We start from the raw sequence: 23,253 nt of genomic DNA, 5'->3' as shown, positions 1-23,253 counted from the left end.
AAGTCTCCACGCTTTGCGAATACGAAGAGGCCGCAGTGATTGAACCAATCAATGCGGCCTCTTGGTTTGTATTCCCCCCAGCAGCCCTGCTGCCGGGGAGGTGTTATCAGAAGCTGACGTTCAACGCCATCTTCGCGCCCTGGTCAGTGGCCTGGTTCGCGAATTGACCGTGGTAGCCCGCATCGACCGTGACGTTCTTGCTTATCGTGAAGCGGATGCCGAGGTCGACGACGCCAGCGTTCGTGGCCACCGGCAGACCGGCGACGGTGAAGCTGTCGCTGCCGCCAGCAAACTGCTGCTGGTTGATCGATTGCAGGTCACCCCAGGCATGCTGATAACCCACGCTCGCATGCAGCTGCAGGCCCGGCGAGGGCTCAAACACGCCGCGCACCCCTGCCGTCCCGTAGTTGACGCTGCTGCTGTTCGCCTGCACATCCAGTGCCGGCGCCCCACCGCTCTCGCTGATCGCACCCTGGTGGATCCAGACACTGGCGAGATCCACGAACGGCGTCAGCGTGCTGCGTGCAAACGTGAACTGGTAACCACCGTCGACATACGCCTGCGTCAGGCCACTGTCGTAGCGAGCCGTCTCGGAACCGGCGATGCCCGGCACGTCGATCTGACGATGACTGCGCGTCGTATACCAGCTATGCGCCGCCCCGCCCTGCAACTGCCAAGCCCCAAGGTCCAGACCGGTGTACAGCCCCAGCACGGTGTCGGTGCTGTGTGCATCGGCAGACGTACCTTCGGTGCTGCTGTTGGACAGCTCTCCGGAACCTGCCACCGCGCCTACGCGCCAGATGCCCAGATCACGATCCGCACCCACCAGTACACCACTACCCGTGCTGCTCATGGCCGCGGCATTGTCGTCGCCGTCATGATTGCCACCGTGGCCCCAAGTGCTGACCCAGACGCTGCCCTGGTCATCCTGATGTGTCGTCTCGCCAGTGCCCTGCACGCCCTGCAGGTGGTTGTTGATCGCATCGCGCACATAGTGGCTGTCATCGATCATCGCCGTGCGTGTGCTGGCCAGGCTGTCACCCGAAAGGCTGGCGAACGCGGCCTGCGCCGGGCCCACTGCCAGCGGCAGCACCGCGTTGTAGAGCGGCTTGGCCGAGCCCAGCGCTTCGATGGCGGCAGCGGTATGGACTTCGTTCGCTGTCACGCCCACCGACGGGAACGTCGTGGCGTTACGCACCAGTGTGAGGTACGCATCGTTCGCGTCGTAGCTCATCGTCGGAGTCAGGAACGCGAAGTTGTTGCTGACCGAACCGAAGGTGCCCACCACGCCGCCGCCGGCCGTCAGGATCGTGTACCGGGTGGTGGCGTTCCAGTTGCTACCCGCTTCCACCGCGATCACCGAGCCGCCGCCCAGCGCCGCCGTACCGGTCGCATGGATCAGATCGCTGCCACCGGTATCGTTGGCATTGACCTGATACATCGAGCCAGCAGCCAGGCTCACGTTGCCGTTCACCGTCAAGGTGCCGATAGCATTGGCGCCGGGCGATACCAGGCCACCACTAGCCACCGTCAAACCGCCAGTGCTGCCCGTGCCCACCAGCGTCGCGCCACTATCCACGCTCACCGCACTGGTCAGGCTGCCTTCCACGTCCAGCGTGCCCGCTGCCGCTTCGGTGCCACCGGTGTAGGTGTCAGCGCCCGTGAGCACCAACGTACCGGTGCCGGTTTTGACCAGATCGCCCGCCTGTGCGCCATCGCTGATGCCACCGCTCAGCGTCGTGCTCAGACCCGTGGCGACATTGACGGTAGGCTCGCCCGACAACGTGATCGCGTTCGCTAGCGTAAAGCTGTTGGCGAACTCCAGCGTCGTGCCGGCCGCCATCGCCAGCTTACCGCTGCCGATTTCCGAGGCATTGCCCAGCACCAGCGTGCCAGCGTTGAGCGTCGTGCCACCGGTATAGCTGTTGGTGTTGGTCAGCGTCAGGCTACCTGCGCCGAACTTGGACACGCCACCTGCGCCTGAAATGACGCCGGCAAAGCTCACATCGCCGGACCGATCGAACGCCAGCGTGCCGTTGTCCGTGACATTGCCGACGATCGAGCCGGTCGTGCCACCGCTACCCAGCTGCAGCGTGCCGCCTGTGATCTTGGTACCACCGGTATAGGTGTTGGTACCGGTCAAGGCAGTGATGCCGCTACCGATTTGCGTTACTGCACCGGTGCCGCTGACGACACCGTCGACGGTCACCGCGTTGGCGCGATCAAATGCCAGCGTGCCGTTGTCCGTGACATTGCCGGCGATCGAGCCGGTGTTGCCGCCGTTGCCCAGCTGCAGTGTGCCGCCGCTGATCGTGGTGCCACCGGTGTAAGTGCTGGCGGATGTCAGCGTCAATGTCGCGTTACCGGTCTTTTCCAACGTACCGGCACCGGACACTACGCCGGCATAGATACCGTTCTGCGTCTGATCAAAGTCGACGATCGCGGTATCGCCTGTCGCTGGCGCAAACGTGACGTTACCCACAAGGCTGGTTGTGTTGCCAGCCAAGGTGCCGTCGACGATGGTCCATGCTTCGCTCGCGTTGCCGGCACCAGTCAGGGTCCAGGTGCTGGAGCCGGTCTTGGCGAAGTTGGCAAAGCCTTGATACTGCGTACCGCCGCCGACTGCGCCGATCTGCGACACGTTGAAGCTGTCGTTGGTGGCACCGCCCAACGCGAGGGTATCCCCACCCTGTGTCGTGCCGCTGGTGCTGACGACGTTACCGGTCAACACGTAGCCCGCGTCGATTTCCAGCGTGTTGTTGCCACCGCTGAAATTGACGGCGTCGGCCTGCGTACCGTCGGCGCCCAAGCCACCGGCGATGGTGCCGCTGTCGACCACAATCGAGTTGCTCGTCGAGATCACGCCCACGCCACCCGCACCACCGGCACCGGCCACGCCGGCAGTGCCTGCAGCTGCACCGCTGTAGTAACTGCTGCCCGCACCAGCCGCGCCGCCGATACCGCCGGCACCGCCCGTGATGCTGCCACTGTTGATCACAGTGAATCCCGTGCCGATAACACCCGCACCGCCCGCGCCACCAGCGCCGCCGTTACCGCCGTTGCCGTTGGCGTTATTGAAGGAGGAGCCATTCTTTCCGTAGGCCCCGGTGCCGCCCACACCGCCGGTAACCGTAGCGACATTGTTCAACTCGAAAGCGGAGCCCGCGATGCCTGCACCGCCGGTGCCGCCGGCGCCGCCTACGCCACCGGCGGACAGGAGAACCGTGTCATTGAAGTCGTTAGCGCCGTAGTGACCGCTACCGCCCATGCCACCGTTGATGGCGCCTGCATTGTTGATCAGTAATTGCGTGCCGCTGATACCGGCACCGCCGACACCGCCCGCACCACCCGCACCGGACGTGGCTCCGGTGGCATTGCTGTAGCTGCCGTAACCACCCGTACCACCCTGGCCACCGGTGACGGTGCCAGTCGCGTTGTTGGTCACGGTGACATAACTGCCGCTGATGCCCGCCCCGCCCGTGCCGCCCATGCCGCCAGCCATCGCTGTGGCCGTCGTGAAATTGTCGCCAGGCTCGCTACCCATGCCGCCGTAGCCGCCGCTGATCGCGCCATTGTTGGTAACGTCGAAATGATCGCCGCCGATGCCCGCACCGCCAATACCCGCCACACTCGCGATACCACCTGCGCCATAGCTGCCTGTCGCGCCGCCGCCCGCCGTGAGGCCGCCATTGCTGCCACGGCGGCTGTAGCCGCCGTAGCCGCCTTGGCCACCGGTGATGCTGCCGGTCGTTTCGTTCGTCACGTTGAAGTAGCTGCCCGCCACGCCGGCGCCACCTGAGCCGCCCACACCGGCCACGCCACCCGTACCACCGTTGCCAGGCGCCGCGCTGCCGCTGGAGTAGCTGCCGCTACCCGCCGAACCACCCTCGCCTGCCGAACCACCTGATCCGCCAAAAACGAGACCGCTGTTGTCCAGGCCGAACTGGACACCGCTCACGCCGGCGCCGCCGTTGCCGCCATCGCCGCCGACACCCCCATTGCCGCCGGCCTGCGCCGCATCGGTCGCACCCTGGGCACCGTAACCACCTTGACCGCCGCGGCCGCCGTTACCTCCGGCAATGCTACCCGCATTGCTCAAGTTGAAATCCGTACCCATAACGCCGTCATTGCCGGCGCCGCCTGCACCACCGTTGTAGCCGTTGCCAGCCGCTCCCTGGGTCGCGTTCGATATGCCACCACCACTTCGACCGCCGTCACCGCCGGCGCCGCCACTGATGGAACCCGTGTTGGTCAAGCCAAAGCCTGCACCACTCACGCCGGCACCCCCGGCTGCCCCCACGCCACCGTTGCCGCTCAGCCCATTGCCATATTTTCCCGCACCGCCACCGCCGCCGGAGCCACCGCTGACAGTGCTGTTGTTGGTCAGCGCAAAGCCGCTGCCGCTGATACCGGCACCGCCGGCAACGCCGTTGCCGCCCGCACCACCATTGAAGTATTTGGAACCCGAACCGTTGGATGTGACTATTCCACCGTTGGAACCAGACATGCCGCCAGCACCCGTCACATTGACGCCGGCGCCCGCACCACCCACCAGCAGCGTGGTGCCGTTGGCCAGGAAGATACCGCCGTCGAAGGTGCTGTTGTTGCCATTCAGATCCAGCTCGCCCGCGTTGACGGACAACAATCCGCTGGTGTTGTCCTGGCCGCTGAGAAGCAGCGTGCCATCGCCAGCTTTAGCAAAGCCGGCACCGCTGACTGTCCCGCTCAAAGTGAGCGTGGTACCGGCATCGGTGTCGAACGTGCCACTGTTTCCCGTGACGGAAACCGCTCGCGCCGAGGTAAAGCTGGCCGTGTTCTCCAACGTGCCGCCATCAAGCGTCAAACCACCGCTGGCGTCGCCGAGGTTGGCATCACTGCCTACCGAGAGCGTGCCGCCTGCGATCGTGGTGCCACCGGTATACGTGTTGACGCCAGTCAGCACCGCGGTGCCGAAGTCGTTTTTAACCAGCCCGTCCGTACCGGCCAGCACGTTGTTGATGGTGGCGACGTCGCTCGCACTTTGAATCGTGCCATCACCGACATTGATCGTTGGCGCTACGTTGTTGCTGTCCGCAACCAGCGTCAGCGTGTCGCCATTCATCACGTAACCCGTGCTCATGAATTGCATGCCGGTCGTGCTCACCGCGCCGACACTGTTGTCCACCGTCACCGTGCCTGCCGTGCCTGCGAAAACCGCGAAGCCTGGCTGCGGCTGCATCGCGCCGACGAAATCGGCGTTGGCGTCCGTCCAGTTCGGCGCGGTCACCGACCACGTGCCACTGCCGCCGCCCATCTGCGTGGACGAGGCCTGACCGTCGGCGTCCCAGAACTGCAGGCTACCCACGGCACTGAGCAGATTGATCTGGCCCGTCAACGTTTGAATGGCGAGCGCATCGCCGGCAGGCTGGTTGCCCAGCAAGATGCCCCCGTTGGTCTCGGCCAGCGTGCCACCGTAGCTGATCAGCCGGTATACACCGGGACTTGTGACGGAGTTGATGTTGAGCGTGGCGCCATTGAGCGTCAGGTTGCCAGCAACGCTGACCTGATCGCCGGTACCGGCCTGCGTGCCAAAGGTGTAATCAAGGATGCCGCCCTGGGCCACCGTAAGATCGCCGGCAACGGAAAGCGTACCGATGGCCCCATTGGTCCCAGGGTCCAGATGTGCGCCGCTGCCGATAACGACATTGCCGCCGACCAAGCCATCGCCAGCCAGCGTCGCGCCGCTGTCGACATTGACGTTGCCCGCCACCGCCGCGTTAGCCGTGCTGCCGTCACCCACTACCAACGTGCCACCTTGCAGCGTGGTATCGCCGGTGTACGTGTTGGCGCCATTGAGAGTCTGCAAGCCACCTGTCAAAACCAGGCCGCCGGTGCCGCCGATCACGCCCGCAAACGTGTCGTTCGCGTTGGTCAATGTCAGCGTCTGTGCACCAAGAGTCACGTTGCCTGTACCACTCAACGTGGTGATCGAAGCTCCGGGCGTGTTGCTGATATCGAACGTGCCGTTGTCCACCACACCGCTGGAATTGGCAATGCTGCCATTACCGCTCAACGCCAGCGTGCCGCCGCTGATCGTGGTAGCACCGCTGTAGGTGTTGTCCGCGGTAAGAATCGTCGTGCCGGCCAGCACATCAACTGCGCCGTTACCGCTGATCGTCGGATCGACCGTGTAACCGGTATCGGTAAGGTTGAACACCAGGGAGCCGGTACCCGCACCAAACGTGACCGTACTTGTATTGAGCGTGCCCGCAGCCGTCGCGGCACTACCTGCGGCCGCACCGATGTTCAGCACACCGACCGAGCCTGCATCGCCCGCAATCACCACACCGTCCGCCGTGACCGAAGCACCGTTAGCGACGGTCAGCGTGCCATTGCCAGCATGGTTGCCGACGATGATTTCGCCGCCTGACGCAACTGTCAGCGATGAACCGACATCCGTCACGGTCACCGCGCCGGTCGAACCGGCCTGATCGGCGATCGACAGAAAGCTGCTGTCGACCGAACCGCCATCGGAGACCGTCAGCGAACCGCTGCCGTATTTGCCAACATTCATGCTCCCCGCCGCGTTTACCTGCGCACCGCTGGTGACGTTCACCGTACCGGTATCGCCAGCGCTCTGGCCGATGTTGATTTCACCCGTGCTGTTGACGGATGCACCATTGCTCGCCGTCAGGCTACCGGTGCCGTTGCTGCCTACCTCGAACGGTGTGCCGCCAGCATTCGCGGTGATGCTCGAACCGACGCCGTCCACCATCAACGTGCCGTTGTCGATGACGTTCCCGGTGCTGTTGACGCTACCGCCACTGGTGATCGCCAGCGTACCGCCGCCGTTGATCGTCGTGTCGCCCGTGTAGGTACTCGTGCCGGTCAATGTTTCAGTGCCGGCCGCGAGCGTGAGACCGCCGCCACCATTGATCGCACCACCGAATGTATCGTTGGCGTTGGTCAACGTCAGCGTCTGTGCGCCTAGGGTCACCGTGCCTGTGCCACTCAACGTCGTGATCGAAGCGCCGCTCGTATTGCTGATATCGAACGTGCCGTTGTCCACCACAGCGCTGGCATCGGCAATGCTGCCGGTGCTGTCAAGCGCCAGGGTACCGCTGTCGATTTGCCATGCGACGCTGGAGCTGTCGGTGCCCGAAAGCGTCCACGTGCCGGTGCCGATTTTCTCATAACTGGTGAAGCCCTGATATTGCGTACCGCTGCCAAGGTCACCCAGTTGCGAAGCGTCAAACGCCGCATCAACAGCGCCCCCCAGAACAAGCGTATCGCCGCCATTCGTGGTGCCACTGCTGCTGACCACGTTGCCGGCGACGTTGTAACCGGCATCGAGTTCCAGCGTGTTCCCGCCTCCGCTGAGGTCGATTGCGTCGGCCTGCACACCACCAGTGGGGGTGAAACCGCCGATGATGCTGCCTGAATCGATGATGGTCGAACTGCCGGTGGACACCACGCCCACGCCGCCTGCACCGTCAACGCCGCCGGAGTAGGTAAACCCATAGCCACCGTTGCCACCCGTCACGCTACCCGCATTGATCAGCGTGAAGGACGAACCGCTGACACCAGCGCCGCCATTGCCACCAGCGCCGAAGAGGGTGACCAACCCTTGGCCGGCGTAGGCCCTAAATATACTGCCCTGGCCTCCGCGGCCTCCGGCAATCTGGCCGGCATTGGTCACCGTGAATGTCGAGCCACTGACGCCAGCGCCACCTTGGCCGCCACTACCAAGCAATCCGATGTTGCCAGTAGTGCCTTGATAGGCGCCAGTCGTCCCATTCCGTCCACCGCGGCCATACCATCCGCCGAAATTACTGCCGGAGCCGCCAGCGCCACCACTGATCACCGCGTTATTGTTATTGGTCAGTGTGAACCCGGAACCATCAACGCCTGCGCCACCCTGACCGCCCATGCCGGCGCCACCACCGTTGCCACCGTTGCCGAAACTGCCATTTCCCGAAATGCTACCGCCGCCGCGACCACCACTGGAACCTTGCGCGCCGTAACCGCCGCTACCACCCGCAATGGACCCGTTATTGGTCAGCACGAAATCAACGCCGGTCACGCCGTCACCGCCCTTACCACCTGCGCCACCCGCACCGCCATTGCCACCGTTCGAGCCAACGCCATCGTAGGTATAGGTGACGTTGCCACCATAACGACCTTGTCCACCGGCACCGCCGGCACCGCCGTTGATGGATCCGCTATTGGTCAGTGTGAAGGCGGGACCACTGACGCCCGCCCCACCTGCACCACCGACACCACCGGAACCAGCATTGCCACCGGCACCGCTGACTCCGGAATGCGAGTAAGCACCGTAGCCACCGTTGCCGCCATTGCCGCCACGACCACCGGCTCCGCCTGAAATGCTCGCGTTGTTGGTCAATATGAATTGTGCACCGGTAACGCCGTCACCACCCATGCCGCCCTGGCCGCCGGCACCGCCTTGGCCGCCACTCCCCCCATTCCCAGAAAAATCTTCGTTTCCACCCGCGCCGTAACCGCCGGCACCGCCTGTGCCACCCGCGCCAGCGGCAATCACGTTGTCGTTGGTGAGCGCAAAAGTCGACCCACTGACCGCCGCGCCGCCAGCCCCGCCTGCCGCCCCCACGCCGCCATCACCGCCCACGCCACCGCGGTAACCGCCATATCCAGCCTGACCGCCAGCGCCGCCTGCGCCACCCGCACCGCCGACAACAGCGCCGTCGTTGGTCAGCGCAAAACCAATACCGTCGACGCCCGCGGCGCCGGCACCACCATTCCCACCATTCCCACCATTGCCGCCATTGCCGCCAGCGCCGTAACGACTGTAACTGCCACCGCTGCCGCTGCCACCGTTACCGCCGATGCCACCCGCCCCGGCCGCGATGTTGCTGTTGTTGGTCAGCGTAAAGCCCGTCCCGACAACGGCTGCCGAACCCGTGGCGCCGTCGTATCCCGCGCCGCCGCCAGTGCTGGCGTAGCGACCGTAGCTTCCGTTGGCGCCATTGCCGCCTGAGGCACCGATAACGTTCACACTGGCACCCGCACCGCCGACAACCAGCGTGGTGCCGCTGGCCATGGTGAACCCGCCAGTGAAGTTGCTGCCATTGCCGTTCAGATCCAGCTCGCCGCCGTTGACCGACCACGGGCCGTTGACATTCGCCGCGCCGGTCAGCGTCCAGATGCTGGTGCCGGTCTTCTCGAATTGATTGAAGCCTTGATACTGCGCGCCGAGTTGCGACGCATCGAAGCTGGAGTCGGTGTTGCCACCGAGATCAAACGTATCACCACCGTTGGTGGTACCGCTGGTGCTGACCACGTTACCAATAATGGTCGAGCCCGCGTCGATCTCCAGCGTGTTGCCGCCACCGCTGAAATCGATTGCGTCGGCCTGTGCACCGCTGCCGCCGTTGGCGAAGCCGCCCTGTATCGTGCCGGTATTGATTACCGTGGCATTGCCCGCTGCGATGATACCGACGCCACCATTGCCGACGTATCCACCGCTGCCGGCCACACCACCATTGCCACCGCTGATGCTGCCGCCATTGGTGAGGGTGAAGCCCGAACCGCTGACGCCCGCGCCGCCGTTGCCGGCGTTGCCACTCGCTCCGCTGTTGCCACTTGTGCCGCGTTGCCCCCAGTACTGTGAGTTGCCGCTTGAACCGCCGTTCCCGGCAGCACCGCCATTCCCACCGGCGCCACCGGTGATGGTGCCCGCGTTGGTCAGCGTGAAGCCGACGCCGCTGACACCGGCGCCACCGTTGCCTCCGTTGCCGCCATTGCTGCCATTGCCGCCATTGCCGCCGTATTTGTAGCCATTGCTGCCATTGCCACCGTTGCCACCGACCCCGCCGCTACCGCCGGCACCGCCGACAACATTGCTGTTGTTGGTCAACGTGAAGCCACTGCCATTGACGCCTGCACCACCGACACCACCATGGCCACCGATGGCACCGCTGCCGCCGACGGCACCACGCGAATATTTGTTGTTGTAATAACTGGCATTAATACTGCCGCCTGCGCCGCCTGAGCCGCCGACGCCGCCAGCGCTACCAGCCCCACCAACAAGATTGCCGCTATTGGTCAACGTGAAGCCAGCACCATCAACGGCTGCCGCACCGGCGCCGCCATCCCCACCACTGGCACCGCTGCCGCCGGTGCCGCCGGTATTTTTTACACTGTAACCGCCGCTGCCGCCGTTGCCGCCAGCGCCGCCAGCGCCACCGGCGCCGCCAGCGAGGCTGCCATTGTTGGTCAACGTGAAACCGATACCGCTAACGCCCGTGGCGCCGTCAGCGCCAGTACCACTGGCAGCGCCGTTGCTACCGTTGCCACCAGAATTCCAACCGCCGCTACCACCGTTGCCACCGTTGCCGCCGCTGCCACCGACACCACCGGCACCGCCCGTGATGTCACCATTATTGATCAGCGTAAAGCCCGATCCTGTGACCGCCACGGTTCCCGCACTGCCATTGGCGCCGGCCGTGCCGTTGTAGCCGGCGCTGTGATAGCCGCCCACACCCCCGTTGCTGCCGTTCGTACCGGGGCTGCCATTGGCACCCGTGACATTCACGCTGGCACCCGCGCCGCCAAGCACCGCGGAAGCGCTGTTGAGCGTCATGCCGCTGGTCAGGCTGGTGCCGTCGCCCGCGAGGGTCAACGTGCCGCTGCCGGTCAAGGTCACCGGCGCGCTGCTGAGCAAAACACCATTGACGGTCACATTTCCGGCTTCGTCGATGCTGGTCGGCGTAGTGATCGTGGGCAGCGGACCGCTGACGTCGATCGTGTTGCCCGAGGCGAGCACGATGCTGATCGTGCTGCCCGGCACGGCGTTGGCCTGCTGGATCGCCCAGCTCAGCGTGCCGGTGGTCGCGCCCGTGCCGTCATCGGTGGACTGCGTGACCGTATAGCTCGACGGCAGTGCGGATGCCGGAGTCGCGATCAGCATCATCGCGCCGCCAAGCGCGATCGGCGCGAGCAGACCAAGCAGCGCGCGCGGCAGCGGGCGCAAGGCAATGCCCGGCACGCGATCCGCGGCGCTGGCGACATTGCCGCCTTGCGGCGAGCTTGCGAATTCGGAGGCGACTTGCAGTGCGCCCAAGGCGCGGTTCCAGACCAGACGATAGATACGGTTCATTGAAATGACTCCCTGAAAGGTCGCGCGAGGCAAGCCCGCTTGATGTAAATCGACATGACTTCGGCGTGGTCGGCGCGCGGTTATCCCTCGCGTCGTACCGGCGATATGAAAATTTGATTACGGAAGTAGACGAACGCTGAGTGGTTGCTCAGACCACGCGCACCCCGCGCAAGTTGAGCTGCGGGTCGCGCCAGAAGGCGTCGTTTTCGAATCGCCGGAAGACATCCGGCGGCAACACGCTGGTACGTTCACGCACGGCTATCTTCCGTCGTACGGTATGCAGGCCCGGCGTGCCGGCACGTATATCGAACTCGTCGGCGTCGTAGCTGACGTTGTCGAAATCGTGGATAAAAGCTGGCTCGCCGATGAAGTCGTAGATCGCCTTCAGGGCCGAAGCCGGATTGCTGACCAACGTCTCGTACTGCAGCAGCATCAGGTTCGCGGTGTCTTCGCCGTAATACGCTTCCTTCAGCGCGTTATAGGCAAAGCCGACCATGCCGTCGCCGTTGGCGAGACCTTCGCTGCGCGAGTACACGGTGCCACCGGGCTGATAGTTGAAGATGGCCGACGGCTGGAAGGTATTGCGACGGATCAGCTGCTCGATGCTGTCGATGATCCACGGCACGTGACGCACGCAGGCAATCACCTTGGCCGCGGGAAACAGCTCTTTCAGGCTGCGCAGCTTGCTGCACCAGATGCGGTTGGTATCGAAAACCACCTCGGCGGCGAATTCCGGACCGTAGTACTCATCGAACAGACCTTGCAGGATGCGCCGGCGCTGCGTATCGGAAATGAAGACCGAGTACTCGTTGCGACCGCTCATGTCGCCCTGCAACGTGTTGAACAGGCCGCCGACAGGGCCGCTCATGCCGGCATGGAAACGTGGGTTCTGGCGCAACAGACCGGCAAGCAAGGTCGATCCGGACCGGGGTAGGCCCGAGATGAAGTGAACAGGTCGCAAGAATTTCCCCTGATGAATGTCGCTTAGCCACAACGCAGCAGCAACGAATGTGCCATGTAATTGCGAAAGCGTGAAATGAGTCGCAATCTATCTTCATGGAGTAGGTTGCAGCGAACAATGAGTTGTGGCAAACGCATTAAGGGCACCTTGTGACGCGAAAGACTCGAATCGCGCCAGTTTTTTTTAAAGGAGTCGCGGCACACAGATGACCCTTCGCCGTGTGTTTGGCGCCCGACGCCCGGACCGTGACCCACACCAGCTCAGCAATGGGCAACGTCATCCCTGTATCCGCAAGCAATGTCATGCCCAGCTCATCTGACGACTCCGGCGGGTGCCCAACGAACTGAATTTCCAGTTTTGTGATTGCGACCTCACAATTTCGATAGATTTGACCGTCCGTCTCACTCTTCAAAAACAATTTTTCATCCGTGGCCAAGCCAGCCCTGATAGGCTGTAACCGGATCTCAGTTCCTGACGCCCGCGCCAAAGAAGTTGCGCTGGCCGAAGCCACTGGGCGGGTACTGCATCCATCGTTCATCGAAATGCGCCTATGTCTCAATGCTCAATGCCGCCTCGACCTGTTCGCGGCAACTCGCCGTGCTCTCGCATCGAGACGAGCAGCTTCAGCACGCGTGTGCTGGCTGCCGACAAGCAATAGCTGGCCTGGCGTGCGCGCGTGGGGCATGTGGTTGATGTGCCCCCTTCAATCAAACAATTTGCTGCGGGATTCGGCGCAAACATCGACAGGTATGCGGTCGACGGGAGGGCGTTTACCGATTCCCGCACCGACGCGATGGTGCTGGAGCGCTCGGTGGCGCGCGTTTCGACCGACTCCCATCAGGTTACGTCTTTCATGTTTTCCTGGAGGGTGAAGCCGGCAACGTGACGGGCATGCAGAAGAAGCGCAGCGCGACTGGCTCAGGACACGAAATCATCGCGTTCAATCTCAACCAGGCATTTCGCGTCGAGCGACCGGCCTGTCATGTTCTGAGTCTGTTCGTACCGAGGCGAATCGTGGATGCAGGCTTGTCCGACGGCGAATCGATTCATGGCCGCGTCGTGCAGCAAGGCTCTCCACTTGCAGGTCTCGTGCTGGATTCGCCACGGCCATCAGCCGTTTTCCACAAATTCCTGTGACAGAAATAGCGTACGGGCTCGGCTTAAAAAGCGCCTCGGATTTCACTCGCGCGTTTCGCCGCGCTTTCGACATGAGTCCGCAGGACACGCGCGCACGCGCGCTCGCTTTGCAGCACGCCCGCACGTCGGACGCCTCGGCTGTGCCTGCCTAGCCCTCTTGGTCGTACGCCGATAGCCAATATCGTGGCTCGCTCAAGCGGCGACGAGGTCGTGATCATGCTGAGCGGACACGCCGATCCCACCGCAGCTTCCGCAGCAGCGGCCCGAATCCTGAACGCGATGGCACAGCCGTTCACTCTGAACGGAGAGGACCTGTTTGTAGGGGCAAGCATCGGCGTCAGCCTCTGTCCGGATGACGGGCGTGACGGCGTGACGCTGCTCAAAAATGCCGCCGCCGCGATGTATCGGGCAAAGCAAAGTGTTCGTAACGCACTTGGTTTCTACAGCGCATCGCTCACCAAGCAAGCAAGTTATCTGCTGCAACTTGGTACTTCCTTGCGCCGCGCATTGGAGCGAGAGGAGTTCGTGCTGGTCTACCAGCCGCAGGTGCATGTGTCTTCGGGCGAATCGTCGGCGTGGAGGCGCTGAATCGCTGGCAGAGTAATGCGGGCCTGATTCTCCCTCCCAGTTCATTCCCTTTGCAGAAGAAACGGGGTTGATCGAATCGATCGGGCTCTGGGTGCTGCACACCGCCTGCCAACAACTCGCTGCATGGTTGGCGGCCGGCTTGCCGCCCGTGCGGATGGCAGTGAATCTTTCGCCCCGCCAGCTCGCCAGCGCCGACCCGGTGAAGCAGGTGCAAGCGGCCCTGCATGCGTCGCAGATACCCCTCAGCTACTGGAGCTGGAGATCACAGAAAGCGCGCTCATGGTGCATGGGGCTGCTGCAACGGAGATTTTGATGGCTCTGCGCGAACTGGGCTTCGGGCTTGCCGTCGATGACTTCGGCATGGGGTACTCTTCCCTGGCCTATTTACGCCAATTCCCGATCGAGCTTGTGAAGATCGACCAAAGCTTCATGCGGGGCGTACCCGAGGAAGCAGGCGCAGTGGAGATCGCCTCGGCCATTGTTGTGATGGCCCACACCCTACACATGCAAGTGATCGCCGAAGTCGTGGAAAACGTCCAGCAATGGACGTTCCTGCAAAACATCGATTGCGACTACGCCCAAGGCTGGTATCTCGGCAAGCCGATGTCAGCCGTTGATATGGAAGTCGTGCTCCGGGCGAACATCTTGTCTATGCAAGGAGTCGCTAACGAATGAATGCTGGTAAGCACCGGCTGTTCTAGCCAGGCCGAAGACTCACCCAATTAGGGATCCACAACGGCAATGCGTCGCATCAGATGATGTCTCAAACCGCTTTGAATTCACACGCCGGCAAAGGCGACGCGCTAGCCGATCATACGTCTGAGGCGTCGGCACGAAATCCGATGTACCGGCTTAGCCCTGAGGAGGTGTTCGAGGTGAGGTGGGCGCCGGCACCCGCCGATGTCAGTGCCTTGATGGTGCTCGCTTGATTCGACAGGATCGTCCACGATGGAAAATTTTCCAGATCGACGTCTTGAATACCCACGCGAAGTGCCTCAAGCAGCTGATCCGCCGGCGGTGCATGCACGGCAAACCCCTCCCCGCCGAGGCCAGCGCTACCGATGCCCAGTAAGGCACAGAGCGCCTGCTTCGAGACCGCCTCGCGCTCGTCGTCGCGACGTGACTGCGCAACATGCAATCGTATTTCGTCATCGGCGATCGTATCGCCGCGCATCAAAGGCACTTGCGATGCCCATGCCTCCGGGGGACAGAGCTTGTTGGCGGGCGAAAGCGCGATAAATGGGTTGATCTCGGCGGGATATATACGGCACACATGGGGCCGGATCTCGTAAATGCTGCAACGGAAGTCCGCATCAAGGTTGGGGCAGGCACCGGTGTAAACGGCCGTCAAAACGACGATCACACGCACAGGAAGGTTCCCGCTCATCGTGGGAAAGGACCGGCGGCGCTTGTGTTGCGCTTGCAGATTCGACGGATCAGGCTCTTCAAGCCACGGCAATGCCTCGCACAGGAGTTCGACGGTTCCCTTACGCGCAAGCCAGTCGGTGGCTTCATGCCAAGTAAGAGGCAGGCGAAGGTCGTGGCAACATTTGCCGCACGAGACACAACTGAAATTGAGGTTTGGCATCGTTGAATTCCCTCGGGGCCAATGAACGCCCCTTACGGGCCCTGGATAATCTGGTTCACGGCATCATGCCTCAATGGGCGATGGATGCGTTCGGTTTGAAGGTTGATTAGCTTGGCGCTCTATCTTCTTAAAGGTGTTGGAGCAGCGATTCGGTACCGTCTTCGGCATGCCACTGATCGAACCATACGACGTCGCGAAGTGGCATGCGCGGAAGCCAGCCGGCCGTTTCCAACTCGGGCCTTTTGAGGAAGTGGGTGACGTAGCCGACACAGAGGTAGGCGATCGGAACAATGGAATCGGGAATGCCCAATGCTTCGCGCAGGTGTTGCGGATGCACGATGCTCACCCAGCCCAGGCCGATGTTTTCCGCCCGCGTCGCCAACCACAGGTTTTGTACCGCGCAGACCGCGCTATAGAGATCCATCTCGGGCTGGTGCGTGCGACCAAGAACGACGGGACCGGACCGGCTTCTGTCGCAAGTAACGCAGATGCCCACTGGCGCATCGAGAATGCCCGCCAATTTAAGTGACTGATATGTCTGTCGGCGTTCGTCAGAGAACATGGATGCCGCTTCATCGTTCGCAATCTTGAATGCGTCATGGACGCGACGCTTTACAGCGGGGTCCCGCACCACGATGAAATCCCACGGCTGCATAAAACCGACTGACGGTGCGTGATGAGCCGCGCGCAGAATGCGGGCCAGCACATCCTCGGGAACGGGATCGGGAAGAAATTGGGAACGGACATCGCGCCGATTGAAGATGCACTTGTATACGGCATCTCGCTCCGCATCCGAAAAAGTGGCATCCGCATCACTACCGACACTCATTGTGCTCATCTACTACTACCTCGGACCCAAACCGTAGAGCATATGGTATCGGGTAGCATGGATAGATGCTGATCTCCGACTTGAAACATGGTCCATCCGAAACGGTGGTTGCCGAGTTGCACGATTACCCGGAGTGGCATCGGCAGCGGCAGCGATATGGCGTTTGGATCATCCCCGTGAATGATTCTCCGCTGTTGGATTACATCGAAGCCACGCAACGACAGCTTGCTGACCTGCTGCATCCGTCCCAGCAGCGCCAACCGCATCTGACCCTGTTCGTTTGCGGCTTCGAGCAGCCAGTACACGTCGCGGATGATGATTTTTCACCCACGCAACTGCACGATCAAATCGAGTCCCTGCAGCGTTTGCGAGGTGCCACATGTTCGCTTGCACTTGGCGCGCCCGATAGCTTCGCCACTGCCGCCTTCATTCCCGTGATGGATCCATCCGCGCAGCTGACCCTGTGGCGCAACGCCCTGGAAGGGGCCGCCAACGAAGTTCGGCAGGCCGTCTATGTGCCGCACATCACGCTGGGGCTGTATAAGCGCAAAGCCACGGCGGACGAACTTCGCCAGCGACTGCGTGAGATCGATGCGCCATCGATGTCGCTACGAATAAGCCAGCTGCACTACGCAACCTATGATGCCCGCCTGCACTTCGGGCCGCTGGAGACACAGCAGGTCATCAGCCTGGAATGTGCTTAGAGCCTGTTTAAAGTCCTTTCTGGCTGACATTGAATCTGAGCGAGCTTGGCTTTTGGCTCCCTCCCCTGCTCGCAGGTGAGGGTTGGGGTGGGGTAACGCTCTTGCCTCAGACGTGCTCGCTTGCCTAAGCCATGCTCCAAAGAGAGGGCTCTTAGACCAGCACGACCAGCACTGCCGCTTCGGCGAGTTCGGTCAATGCTCCCAGCGTATCGCCCGTCATGCCTCCCAGCCGATGCATGCAGGCATAGCGCCAGCATCCAAACACGACCGACACAGCCAGCAATGCACGCACGCCATGCCATCCAGTACACGCGGCCACTGCAACAGCCGCTACCACGCCAGCGATGCTGGCCAGTCGGGGCGCATGTGCCAGGGCGCTGCCAAGGCCTTCGCTACGTACATAGGGCGTACACAGGAAGGCCGCTGTGATCGCCGCACGCGCCAGCATCGGCGCCAGCCATATCGCCGCCCCCGCGAGCGGCAGGCTCGCCAGTGCGGCGAACTTGAGCAGCAACACAAGCACCACGGCGGTCACGCCCATCGGACCGCTACGTGGATCTTTCATGATCGCCAACGTACGCTCACGATCGCCTAGGCCACCCACCCAGGCATCGGCACTGTCGGCCAGACCGTCCAGATGCAGGGCACCGGTCAATCCAGTCCACACGAGCAAGAGCAGTGCGGCCTTCAGCAGCGGCGGCAGGTCGCTGCCAACCCACGCCAAACTCCAAAGCAGCCCTCCTATCAGCAACCCCACTGCCGGGTACCAGGCCAGCGAGGATTTCGTTGCTCGGGCATCATTGAATACCCACGCAGGCACCGGTACCCGCGTGAGAAAACCGAGCGCGGCAAGCAACGAACGCATCAGGCTGATACTCGCCAAGGCAATGGATGCAGCGAAGCATGCGGCACTTCAATGCTGGCCATGTCGCCGAAATCGCGCCCCTCGGACTCGCAACGCAGCAGACGGATGGCACCACCGTGAGTCACCACCAGGACGCGCCGAGCTTCGACGGCGATATCGTTCAATGCCGCAAGCAGGCGATCCCGAAATGCCGCGAAGGTTTCAGCGCCCGGCGGTGGAAAATTCACCGGGTCAGCCCAGAACTTTCCCAGCGCATCACCCTGCTCCTGTGCAAGCCGTTCGATGCTCACCCCCTGCCATTGGCCGAAGTGATACTCCGCGAGTCGACTGTCTACGCGCAGGGACACGCCCTGCTGCGTGGCCAGCTCCCGCGCAAAATCAGCGCAGCGGCATAGTGACGAAGTGACGATGGCATCCCATCGGCGATCCGCAGTCGCCGCACGCAGTTGCTCCCAACCCAATGTACTGAGTGGATCGTCGAGCTGACCTCGATAACTGCTCTGGCCAGTGTCGCCGTGACGAAGCAGCTCGATACTTCCACTCATGCGTTGCTCACTCCAGCCTGGGCAAACGTTGCCATGCCCGCATGCAGCTCGCAGGCCAGACGCAACAAAGGCACCGCCGTCGCCGCACCACTCGCCTCGCCCAGGCGTAAGCCAAGATCCAGCAGAGGATCAGCATCCAGTGCCGCAAGCACGCGCGCGTGTCCCTGCTCGTGCGAACGATGACCGAAAAACATCCAGGCACGGCAAGCGGGATTGATGCGCACCGCAACCAGTGCGGCAACCGTCGTAATGAAACCGTCGACGAGCACTGCCATGCCACGCTGCGCCGCCGCTATGTAGGCACCGGTCAGCGCTGCGATCTCGAAGCCGCCTACGCGCTCCAGCCAGACCAGCGCATCATCCGCGTCTTCGGGATACCGGGCCAGCGCGCGCGCGATCACCTCGGCCTTGTGCCCAATACCTGCAACATCCAGCCCCGTGCCCGCGCCGGCCAGTGTCACTGGCGACTCGCGTAGTAAGGCGCAGGCCAGCGCCGTTGCCGACGTGGTGTTGGCAATACCCATTTCCCCGCCGATGAACAATTGCGCGCCAGCTGCATGAGCTTGCGCCACGCTGTCGGCACCGGTACGCAACGCAGCATCGAGCTGGGCCGGCGTCATCGCCGCCTGCTCGCTAAAATTTTGCGTCTGTGGCGCGATGATCGCCCGACGTACCCCAGGCAATTCGCCGGGATCGTTCACCGTACCCAGATTCACCACTTCCAGCTGGGCGCCAAGGACTCGTGCGAGCACGCTGATCGCGGCGCCGCCGTGGGCGAAGTTGCGCACCATTTCGCCAGTGACTACTTGTGGGAAAGCCGACACGCCTTCCGCCGCAACGCCATGATCGCCGGCGAAGACACTGATCCATACCTGCTGCACCGATGGCCGGGCACTGCGTTGCAACCCGGCCAGACGAATGGCCAGCGTTTCCAGCGCACCGAGTGAACCCGGTGGTTTGGTCAGTTGTGCCTGATGATCGCGGGCAGCATTTTCGCTGTCCGCGTCGCTGACGGCACACGGCTGAAACAACCAATCATGACTCATGCAAGATTTCCTTTGAGAGGCAGCGGTAGCCCCGCTGCCACAAACAACACACGTTCGCAGCGGGCCGCCATGGCCTGATGCAGGCGCCCCGCTTCATCAACGAAACGGCGCGCCAATTCACCCATCGGTATCACGCCGAGTCCAACCTCGTTGCTGACAAACAGTAACTCGCCGGGTAGCGCAGGCAACACCTCGAGCAAGGCTTCGCATTCACGCCCGAGGCGCTGGTCGTCGGCATCACCAAGCAGGTTACTGAGCCACAGGGTCAGGCAATCGACCAGCACGCAACGGTTGGCGCGCGCGTATGCGCGCAAGGTATCGGCCAGCGCCAGCGGCTCTTCCACACTTTGCCAGTGCTCCGGGCGACGATCGCGGTGATGTGCGATACGGGCAGCCATTTCTGCATCGTGTGCCTGTGCGGTCGCGATGTAGATCACCTCTTGCCCGGATTCACGCGCCAGTCGCTCGGCCAGAGCACTCTTGCCCGAACGGGCACCTCCGAGTATCAGTGTGCGCACGATGGTTCTCCCATGCCGATCAGTCCAAGCAACGCGGCACTATCCAGATGATTTTCCACGGCATCGGCCAGCCGGTCGATACTCTCTTCGCGCAAGGCATGCACCTCCATTGGCGCAGCATCGCGTACACCGGCCCATGCCAGCAACGCGGACAACGCCTGCGGCTGATCGAACAAGCCATGCAGGTAACTGCCGAGAATTTGCCCGTCCGCGGAGAGCGCACCATCGCTGCGCCCGTCATCGAGCAGACTCGATGGACAGGCCAATGCACCACCGTGACTGATGCCACAATGGATTTCATAGCCAATGACCGCAGCATCCGTCCATGCCAGTCGGCCATGCGCGCGACGCAACTGCTTTTGCGGCTCCAGCACGGTCTCCATATCAAGCCACCCCAAACCTTCCGTTGAACCGGGCTCGCCTTCGATACCGTGCGGATCGTGCACGACTTGTCCCAACATCTGAAAACCGCCGCAAATGCCGATCACCTTGCCGCCGTAGCGCAGGTGTCTGGCGATGGCTTGCGGCCAGCCCTGCCTGCGCAGCCACGCCAGATCGGCGCGGGTGGACTTGGAACCCGGCAGCACGATCAGATCGCAGGCTGTCGGCAACTCGCGTGGCCCCAGCACCATCAGCTCGACATCGGGATGCGCGCGCAAGGCATCAAGATCGGTGTGATTGCTGATGCGTGGCAACGCCGGCACCATCACGCGCAGCCGCGCCTGCGGCTTGTGTTCGCGACGGCGCGGCAAGGCATCTTCCGCTTCCAGTTGCAGGCCATGCAGATAAGGCAGCACGCCCAGCACTGGCTTGCCGGTTTCGCGTTCCAGCCAGTCCAGGCCTGGTTGCAGCAATGCCATGTCACCGCGAAAACGATTGATGACGAATCCCGCTACCCGCTTGCGCTCGCTCTCGGACAATAGCGCCAGTGTGCCGACCAGATGCGCAAACACGCCGCCACGATCAATGTCGGCGATCAACAGCACCGGGCAATCCACAGCTTCGGCATAGCCCATGTTGGCAATGTCGCGGTCGCGTAGATTGATTTCGGCGGGGCTACCGGCGCCCTCGACAATCACCACATCGTATTGCGCGACCAGCCGTGCATGTGAAGCCAACACGGCATCCATCGCCACGCGCTTGTAGTCATGATAGTGGCGTGCGTCCATGTTGCCGATGGCGTGCCCATGCACGATCACCTGCGCCCCGACATCGCTATTGGGCTTGAGCAGCACCGGATTGAAATCGGTATGGGGATCGAGTCCCGCCGCTTGTGCCTGCACCGCCTGCGCGCGACCAATTTCTCCGCCATCCACCGTGACGGCCGAATTGAGTGCCATGTTCTGCGGCTTGAACGGCGCCACGCGTACGCCGCGTCGGCGCAACCAGCGGCACAGCCCGGTGACCAAGGCGCTCTTGCCGGCGTCGGAGGTACACCCTTGGACCATCAGGACGCCGCTCATCGCCGACACCGTGCCAGTGCAGCATTCAATCGCTCAAAGGCGGTGTCGTCTTCCGGCAGGCCGAAACGAAGGCTGTGCGGCCGGTCAAAAAGTCGCGTGAGAATCCCTTGCCCGGCGAGTGCGCGGTGCACATCGCCAGCCCGCTCACTCCGCCACCACTGGAAGAACGCGCAACCTGCGGTGGGCGCGATATCGTGTTTCGTCATCAATTGCGCAAGACGTGAACTGCACTCCTGCAGGCGCGTTCGTGCCTGCGCGTGCCACGCGAAATCGGCTAATGCATGACGCAAGGCATAGCGGCCCGGACCACTCACAGTCCATGGGCCAAGCTGCTCACGCGCCGCATCAAGCAAAGTGGCGTTGGCACAAATGAAACCGGCGCGTGCGCCCGCCATACCGAAAAACTTGCCCACCGAGCGCAACACGATCAGCCCCTCGTTGGCAGTCTGCGGACACAGGCTGTCGTCAGGCGTTGCATCCATGAAGGCCTCGTCCACGATCAGCCAACCGCCGCGAGCTGCCAGGCGTGCATGGCAAGCCAACAAAGTGGCTGGATCAAAACGATCACCACCGGGATTGTTCGGATGGATCAGCACCACTACGTCGACATCATCGACCCGGGCAAGCAACTCTTCCGCTGCAAGCTCGATGACTTGATGACCGGCGCGCCGCCACGCATGGGCGTGCTCGTTGTAGCCGGGCGCAATAACGCCCACTCTCGATAGGGATCGCAACAGGGGCAACGTCTGGATCGCCGCTTGCGAACCTGCGACAGGAAGCAGCTTTGGCGCGCCGTAGTAAGCCTGAGCCACCTCGACGAGACCGTCCTCGTCGTCGGGCAGTCGTGCCCATGCGTCGGCTGGTATGGGTGGCACCGGCCACGCGAAAGGACTGATACCCGTAGACAAGTCGAGCCAGTCCGCTGGCGCGATGCCATAGGTGCGAGCAGCACGCAACAAACGTCCGCCGTGTTCAAGCATGGGCTAGCCCACCGCATAGAAACGCAACCACCAACCACAGGACCATACTGCGGCGTACCAGCACCAGCGAGCGCACGATGACGTTGGCGTCTGGTGGATCGCCTTCGCCAAGATTCGGACGCGATTCCCACACTCCGTCATAGGGCGCGGCGCCTCCCAATTGGACTCCCAAAGCACCGGCACCGGCGGCCATTACTGGTCCGGCGTTCGGGCTGTCCCACAGCTTTGCCTGCGTGCGCCAGCAGCGCCATGCGCTGCTTGTCTGACCAAGCAGCGTGTAACTCAATGCAGTGAGTCGCGCAGGAACATAATTGAGCCCGTCGTCGATGCGCGCCGCGGCCCAGCCGAAGTTCTCGTAGCGCGCCGTGCGATAACCCCACATGGCATCGAGTGTATTCGCGAGCCGATACAGTAGCGCTCCCGGGACTCCCAGCACGGCGAACCAGAACAACGCGCCGAACACGGCATCGTTACCGTTCTCCAGTACCGACTCGGTGGCAGCCGCAGCCACTTGACGCTCGTCCAGCAGCGGCGTGTCGCGGCTGACCATGCGCCCGACCATTTGGCGGGCGCGCGCCATGTCACCGTCCCGCAAGGCCGATGCCACTGGCCTCGCATGATCGCCAAGACTGCGCAGCCCGATAACGGCATAGAGCACCAGCACGTTAAAAACAAATGCCGCCCATGCCGACAGCCGGCCCAGCCAAGCCTCGGCGCACCACGCCAAAATCACCAGCGGCATGACCGTCAACAACCATGCGAAGACACCCGAACCACGACGATCAGCGTACAGGTGCGCTTCGATCCAGCGCGCCAGGCGCCCGAACCCCACCAGGGGATGCGCGCGCGATGGTTCGCCCAACCACGCATCGATCAACACCGCCGCCAGCATCGCGCACGCCGTCGTCATGGC

14 protein-coding genes and 1 pseudogene are annotated in these 23,253 nt (G+C 62.8%); 4 read left to right on the top strand and 11 right to left on the bottom strand.

Annotation, left to right across the window (positions count from 1 at the left end):
- Nucleotides 1-106: 106 nt before the first annotated feature.
- Both HDE77_RS01260 and HDE77_RS01255 read right to left on the bottom strand, forming a co-directional pair.
- Nucleotides 107-11,116, bottom strand: a complete 11,010-nt coding sequence (locus HDE77_RS01260; RefSeq protein ID WP_184415327.1) for an autotransporter-associated beta strand repeat-containing protein — start codon at nucleotides 11,114-11,116, stop codon at nucleotides 107-109.
- 148 nt (nucleotides 11,117-11,264) lie between these two features.
- Nucleotides 11,265-12,077, bottom strand: coding sequence for a sulfotransferase (locus tag HDE77_RS01255; RefSeq protein WP_184415326.1), 813 nt, complete (start codon nucleotides 12,075-12,077; stop codon nucleotides 11,265-11,267).
- Nucleotides 12,078-12,968: 891 nt separating this feature from the next.
- On the opposite strand from HDE77_RS01255, the gene HDE77_RS20270 reads away from it, so the two are divergent.
- From HDE77_RS20270 to HDE77_RS01240, 3 genes and pseudogenes are all read left to right on the top strand, one after another.
- Nucleotides 12,969-13,214, top strand: coding sequence for a hypothetical protein (locus HDE77_RS20270; RefSeq protein WP_221444064.1), 246 nt, complete (start codon nucleotides 12,969-12,971; stop codon nucleotides 13,212-13,214).
- Nucleotides 13,215-13,397: 183 nt separating this feature from the next.
- A complete protein-coding gene (locus HDE77_RS01245; RefSeq protein WP_343206033.1) occupies nucleotides 13,398-13,802 on the top strand; it encodes a diguanylate cyclase in 405 nt (134 codons plus the stop codon).
- A gap of 67 nt (nucleotides 13,803-13,869) precedes the next feature.
- A pseudogene (locus tag HDE77_RS01240) lies at nucleotides 13,870-14,477 on the top strand (EAL domain-containing protein).
- Nucleotides 14,478-14,613: 136 nt separating this feature from the next.
- Here HDE77_RS01240 and HDE77_RS01235 read toward each other — a convergent pair.
- Together HDE77_RS01235 and bluB are read right to left on the bottom strand one after the other, a co-directional pair.
- Nucleotides 14,614-15,390 carry a YkgJ family cysteine cluster protein gene (locus HDE77_RS01235; protein WP_184415323.1) on the bottom strand — a complete coding sequence of 259 codons (777 nt, stop codon included), beginning with the start codon at nucleotides 15,388-15,390 and terminating at the stop codon, nucleotides 14,614-14,616.
- A gap of 127 nt (nucleotides 15,391-15,517) precedes the next feature.
- Nucleotides 15,518-16,228 carry a 5,6-dimethylbenzimidazole synthase gene (gene bluB / locus HDE77_RS01230; protein ID WP_221444061.1) on the bottom strand — a complete coding sequence of 237 codons (711 nt, stop codon included), beginning with the start codon at nucleotides 16,226-16,228 and terminating at the stop codon, nucleotides 15,518-15,520.
- Nucleotides 16,229-16,395: 167 nt separating this feature from the next.
- Here bluB and HDE77_RS01225 point away from each other — a divergent pair, with 167 nt between their 5' ends.
- Nucleotides 16,396-16,923 (top strand): 2'-5' RNA ligase family protein, encoded by a 528-nt coding sequence (locus HDE77_RS01225; protein WP_184415322.1) that lies wholly within the window; start codon nucleotides 16,396-16,398, stop codon nucleotides 16,921-16,923.
- A 151-nt stretch (nucleotides 16,924-17,074) separates the two neighbouring features.
- On the opposite strand, the gene HDE77_RS01220 is transcribed toward HDE77_RS01225, so the two are convergent.
- Genes HDE77_RS01220 through cbiB form a run of 7 tightly spaced genes read right to left on the bottom strand, consistent with a single transcriptional unit; the run spans nucleotide 17,075 to nucleotide 23,250 of the window.
- Nucleotides 17,075-17,791 (bottom strand): adenosylcobinamide-GDP ribazoletransferase, encoded by a 717-nt coding sequence (locus HDE77_RS01220; protein ID WP_184415585.1) that lies wholly within the window; start codon nucleotides 17,789-17,791, stop codon nucleotides 17,075-17,077.
- Nucleotides 17,788-18,333 (bottom strand): histidine phosphatase family protein, encoded by a 546-nt coding sequence (locus HDE77_RS01215; RefSeq protein WP_184415321.1) that lies wholly within the window; start codon nucleotides 18,331-18,333, stop codon nucleotides 17,788-17,790. Before HDE77_RS01215 ends, HDE77_RS01220 begins: the two co-directional genes overlap by 4 nt.
- Complete coding sequence (gene cobT / locus HDE77_RS01210; RefSeq protein ID WP_184415320.1) at nucleotides 18,330-19,379, bottom strand: nicotinate-nucleotide--dimethylbenzimidazole phosphoribosyltransferase; 1,050 nt, start codon at nucleotides 19,377-19,379, stop codon at nucleotides 18,330-18,332. The genes HDE77_RS01215 and cobT overlap by 4 nt, the downstream gene beginning before the upstream one ends.
- Nucleotides 19,376-19,897 carry a bifunctional adenosylcobinamide kinase/adenosylcobinamide-phosphate guanylyltransferase gene (cobU, locus tag HDE77_RS01205; RefSeq protein ID WP_184415319.1) on the bottom strand — a complete coding sequence of 174 codons (522 nt, stop codon included), beginning with the start codon at nucleotides 19,895-19,897 and terminating at the stop codon, nucleotides 19,376-19,378. The genes cobT and cobU overlap by 4 nt, the downstream gene beginning before the upstream one ends.
- Entirely contained in the window at nucleotides 19,885-21,360 is a 1,476-nt protein-coding gene (locus HDE77_RS01200) for a cobyric acid synthase (RefSeq protein ID WP_184415318.1), read from the bottom strand. Before HDE77_RS01200 ends, cobU begins: the two co-directional genes overlap by 13 nt.
- Nucleotides 21,357-22,340 carry a threonine-phosphate decarboxylase CobD gene (cobD, locus tag HDE77_RS01195; RefSeq protein ID WP_184415317.1) on the bottom strand — a complete coding sequence of 328 codons (984 nt, stop codon included), beginning with the start codon at nucleotides 22,338-22,340 and terminating at the stop codon, nucleotides 21,357-21,359. Before cobD ends, HDE77_RS01200 begins: the two co-directional genes overlap by 4 nt.
- Complete coding sequence (gene cbiB, locus HDE77_RS01190) at nucleotides 22,333-23,250, bottom strand: adenosylcobinamide-phosphate synthase CbiB (RefSeq protein WP_184415316.1); 918 nt, start codon at nucleotides 23,248-23,250, stop codon at nucleotides 22,333-22,335. The genes cobD and cbiB overlap by 8 nt, the downstream gene beginning before the upstream one ends.
- Nucleotides 23,251-23,253 lie beyond the last annotated feature (3 nt).

This window comes from Rhodanobacter sp. MP7CTX1 (genome assembly GCF_014205795.1).
Lineage (GTDB): Bacteria > Pseudomonadota > Gammaproteobacteria > Xanthomonadales > Rhodanobacteraceae > Rhodanobacter.
This window is presented reverse-complemented; position numbering and strand designations above follow the sequence as displayed.

What these genes read in the sequence shown, in the direction of transcription:
- cbiB (WP_184415316.1), bottom strand. Translation starts at nt 23,250, where the DNA reads ATGACGACGGCGTGCGCGATGCTGGCGGCGGTGTTGATCGATGCGTGG.
- HDE77_RS01235 (WP_184415323.1), bottom strand. Translation starts at nt 15,390, where the DNA reads ATGCCAAACCTCAATTTCAGTTGTGTCTCGTGCGGCAAATGTTGCCAC.
- cobT (WP_184415320.1), bottom strand. Translation starts at nt 19,379, where the DNA reads ATGAGTCATGATTGGTTGTTTCAGCCGTGTGCCGTCAGCGACGCGGAC.
- bluB (WP_221444061.1), bottom strand. Translation starts at nt 16,228, where the DNA reads ATGAGCACAATGAGTGTCGGTAGTGATGCGGATGCCACTTTTTCGGAT.
- cobD (WP_184415317.1), bottom strand. Translation starts at nt 22,340, where the DNA reads ATGCTTGAACACGGCGGACGTTTGTTGCGTGCTGCTCGCACCTATGGC.
- HDE77_RS01260 (WP_184415327.1), bottom strand. Translation starts at nt 11,116, where the DNA reads ATGAACCGTATCTATCGTCTGGTCTGGAACCGCGCCTTGGGCGCACTG.
- HDE77_RS20270 (WP_221444064.1), top strand. Translation starts at nt 12,969, where the DNA reads ATGCAGAAGAAGCGCAGCGCGACTGGCTCAGGACACGAAATCATCGCG.
- HDE77_RS01200 (WP_184415318.1), bottom strand. Translation starts at nt 21,360, where the DNA reads ATGAGCGGCGTCCTGATGGTCCAAGGGTGTACCTCCGACGCCGGCAAG.
- HDE77_RS01215 (WP_184415321.1), bottom strand. Translation starts at nt 18,333, where the DNA reads ATGAGTGGAAGTATCGAGCTGCTTCGTCACGGCGACACTGGCCAGAGC.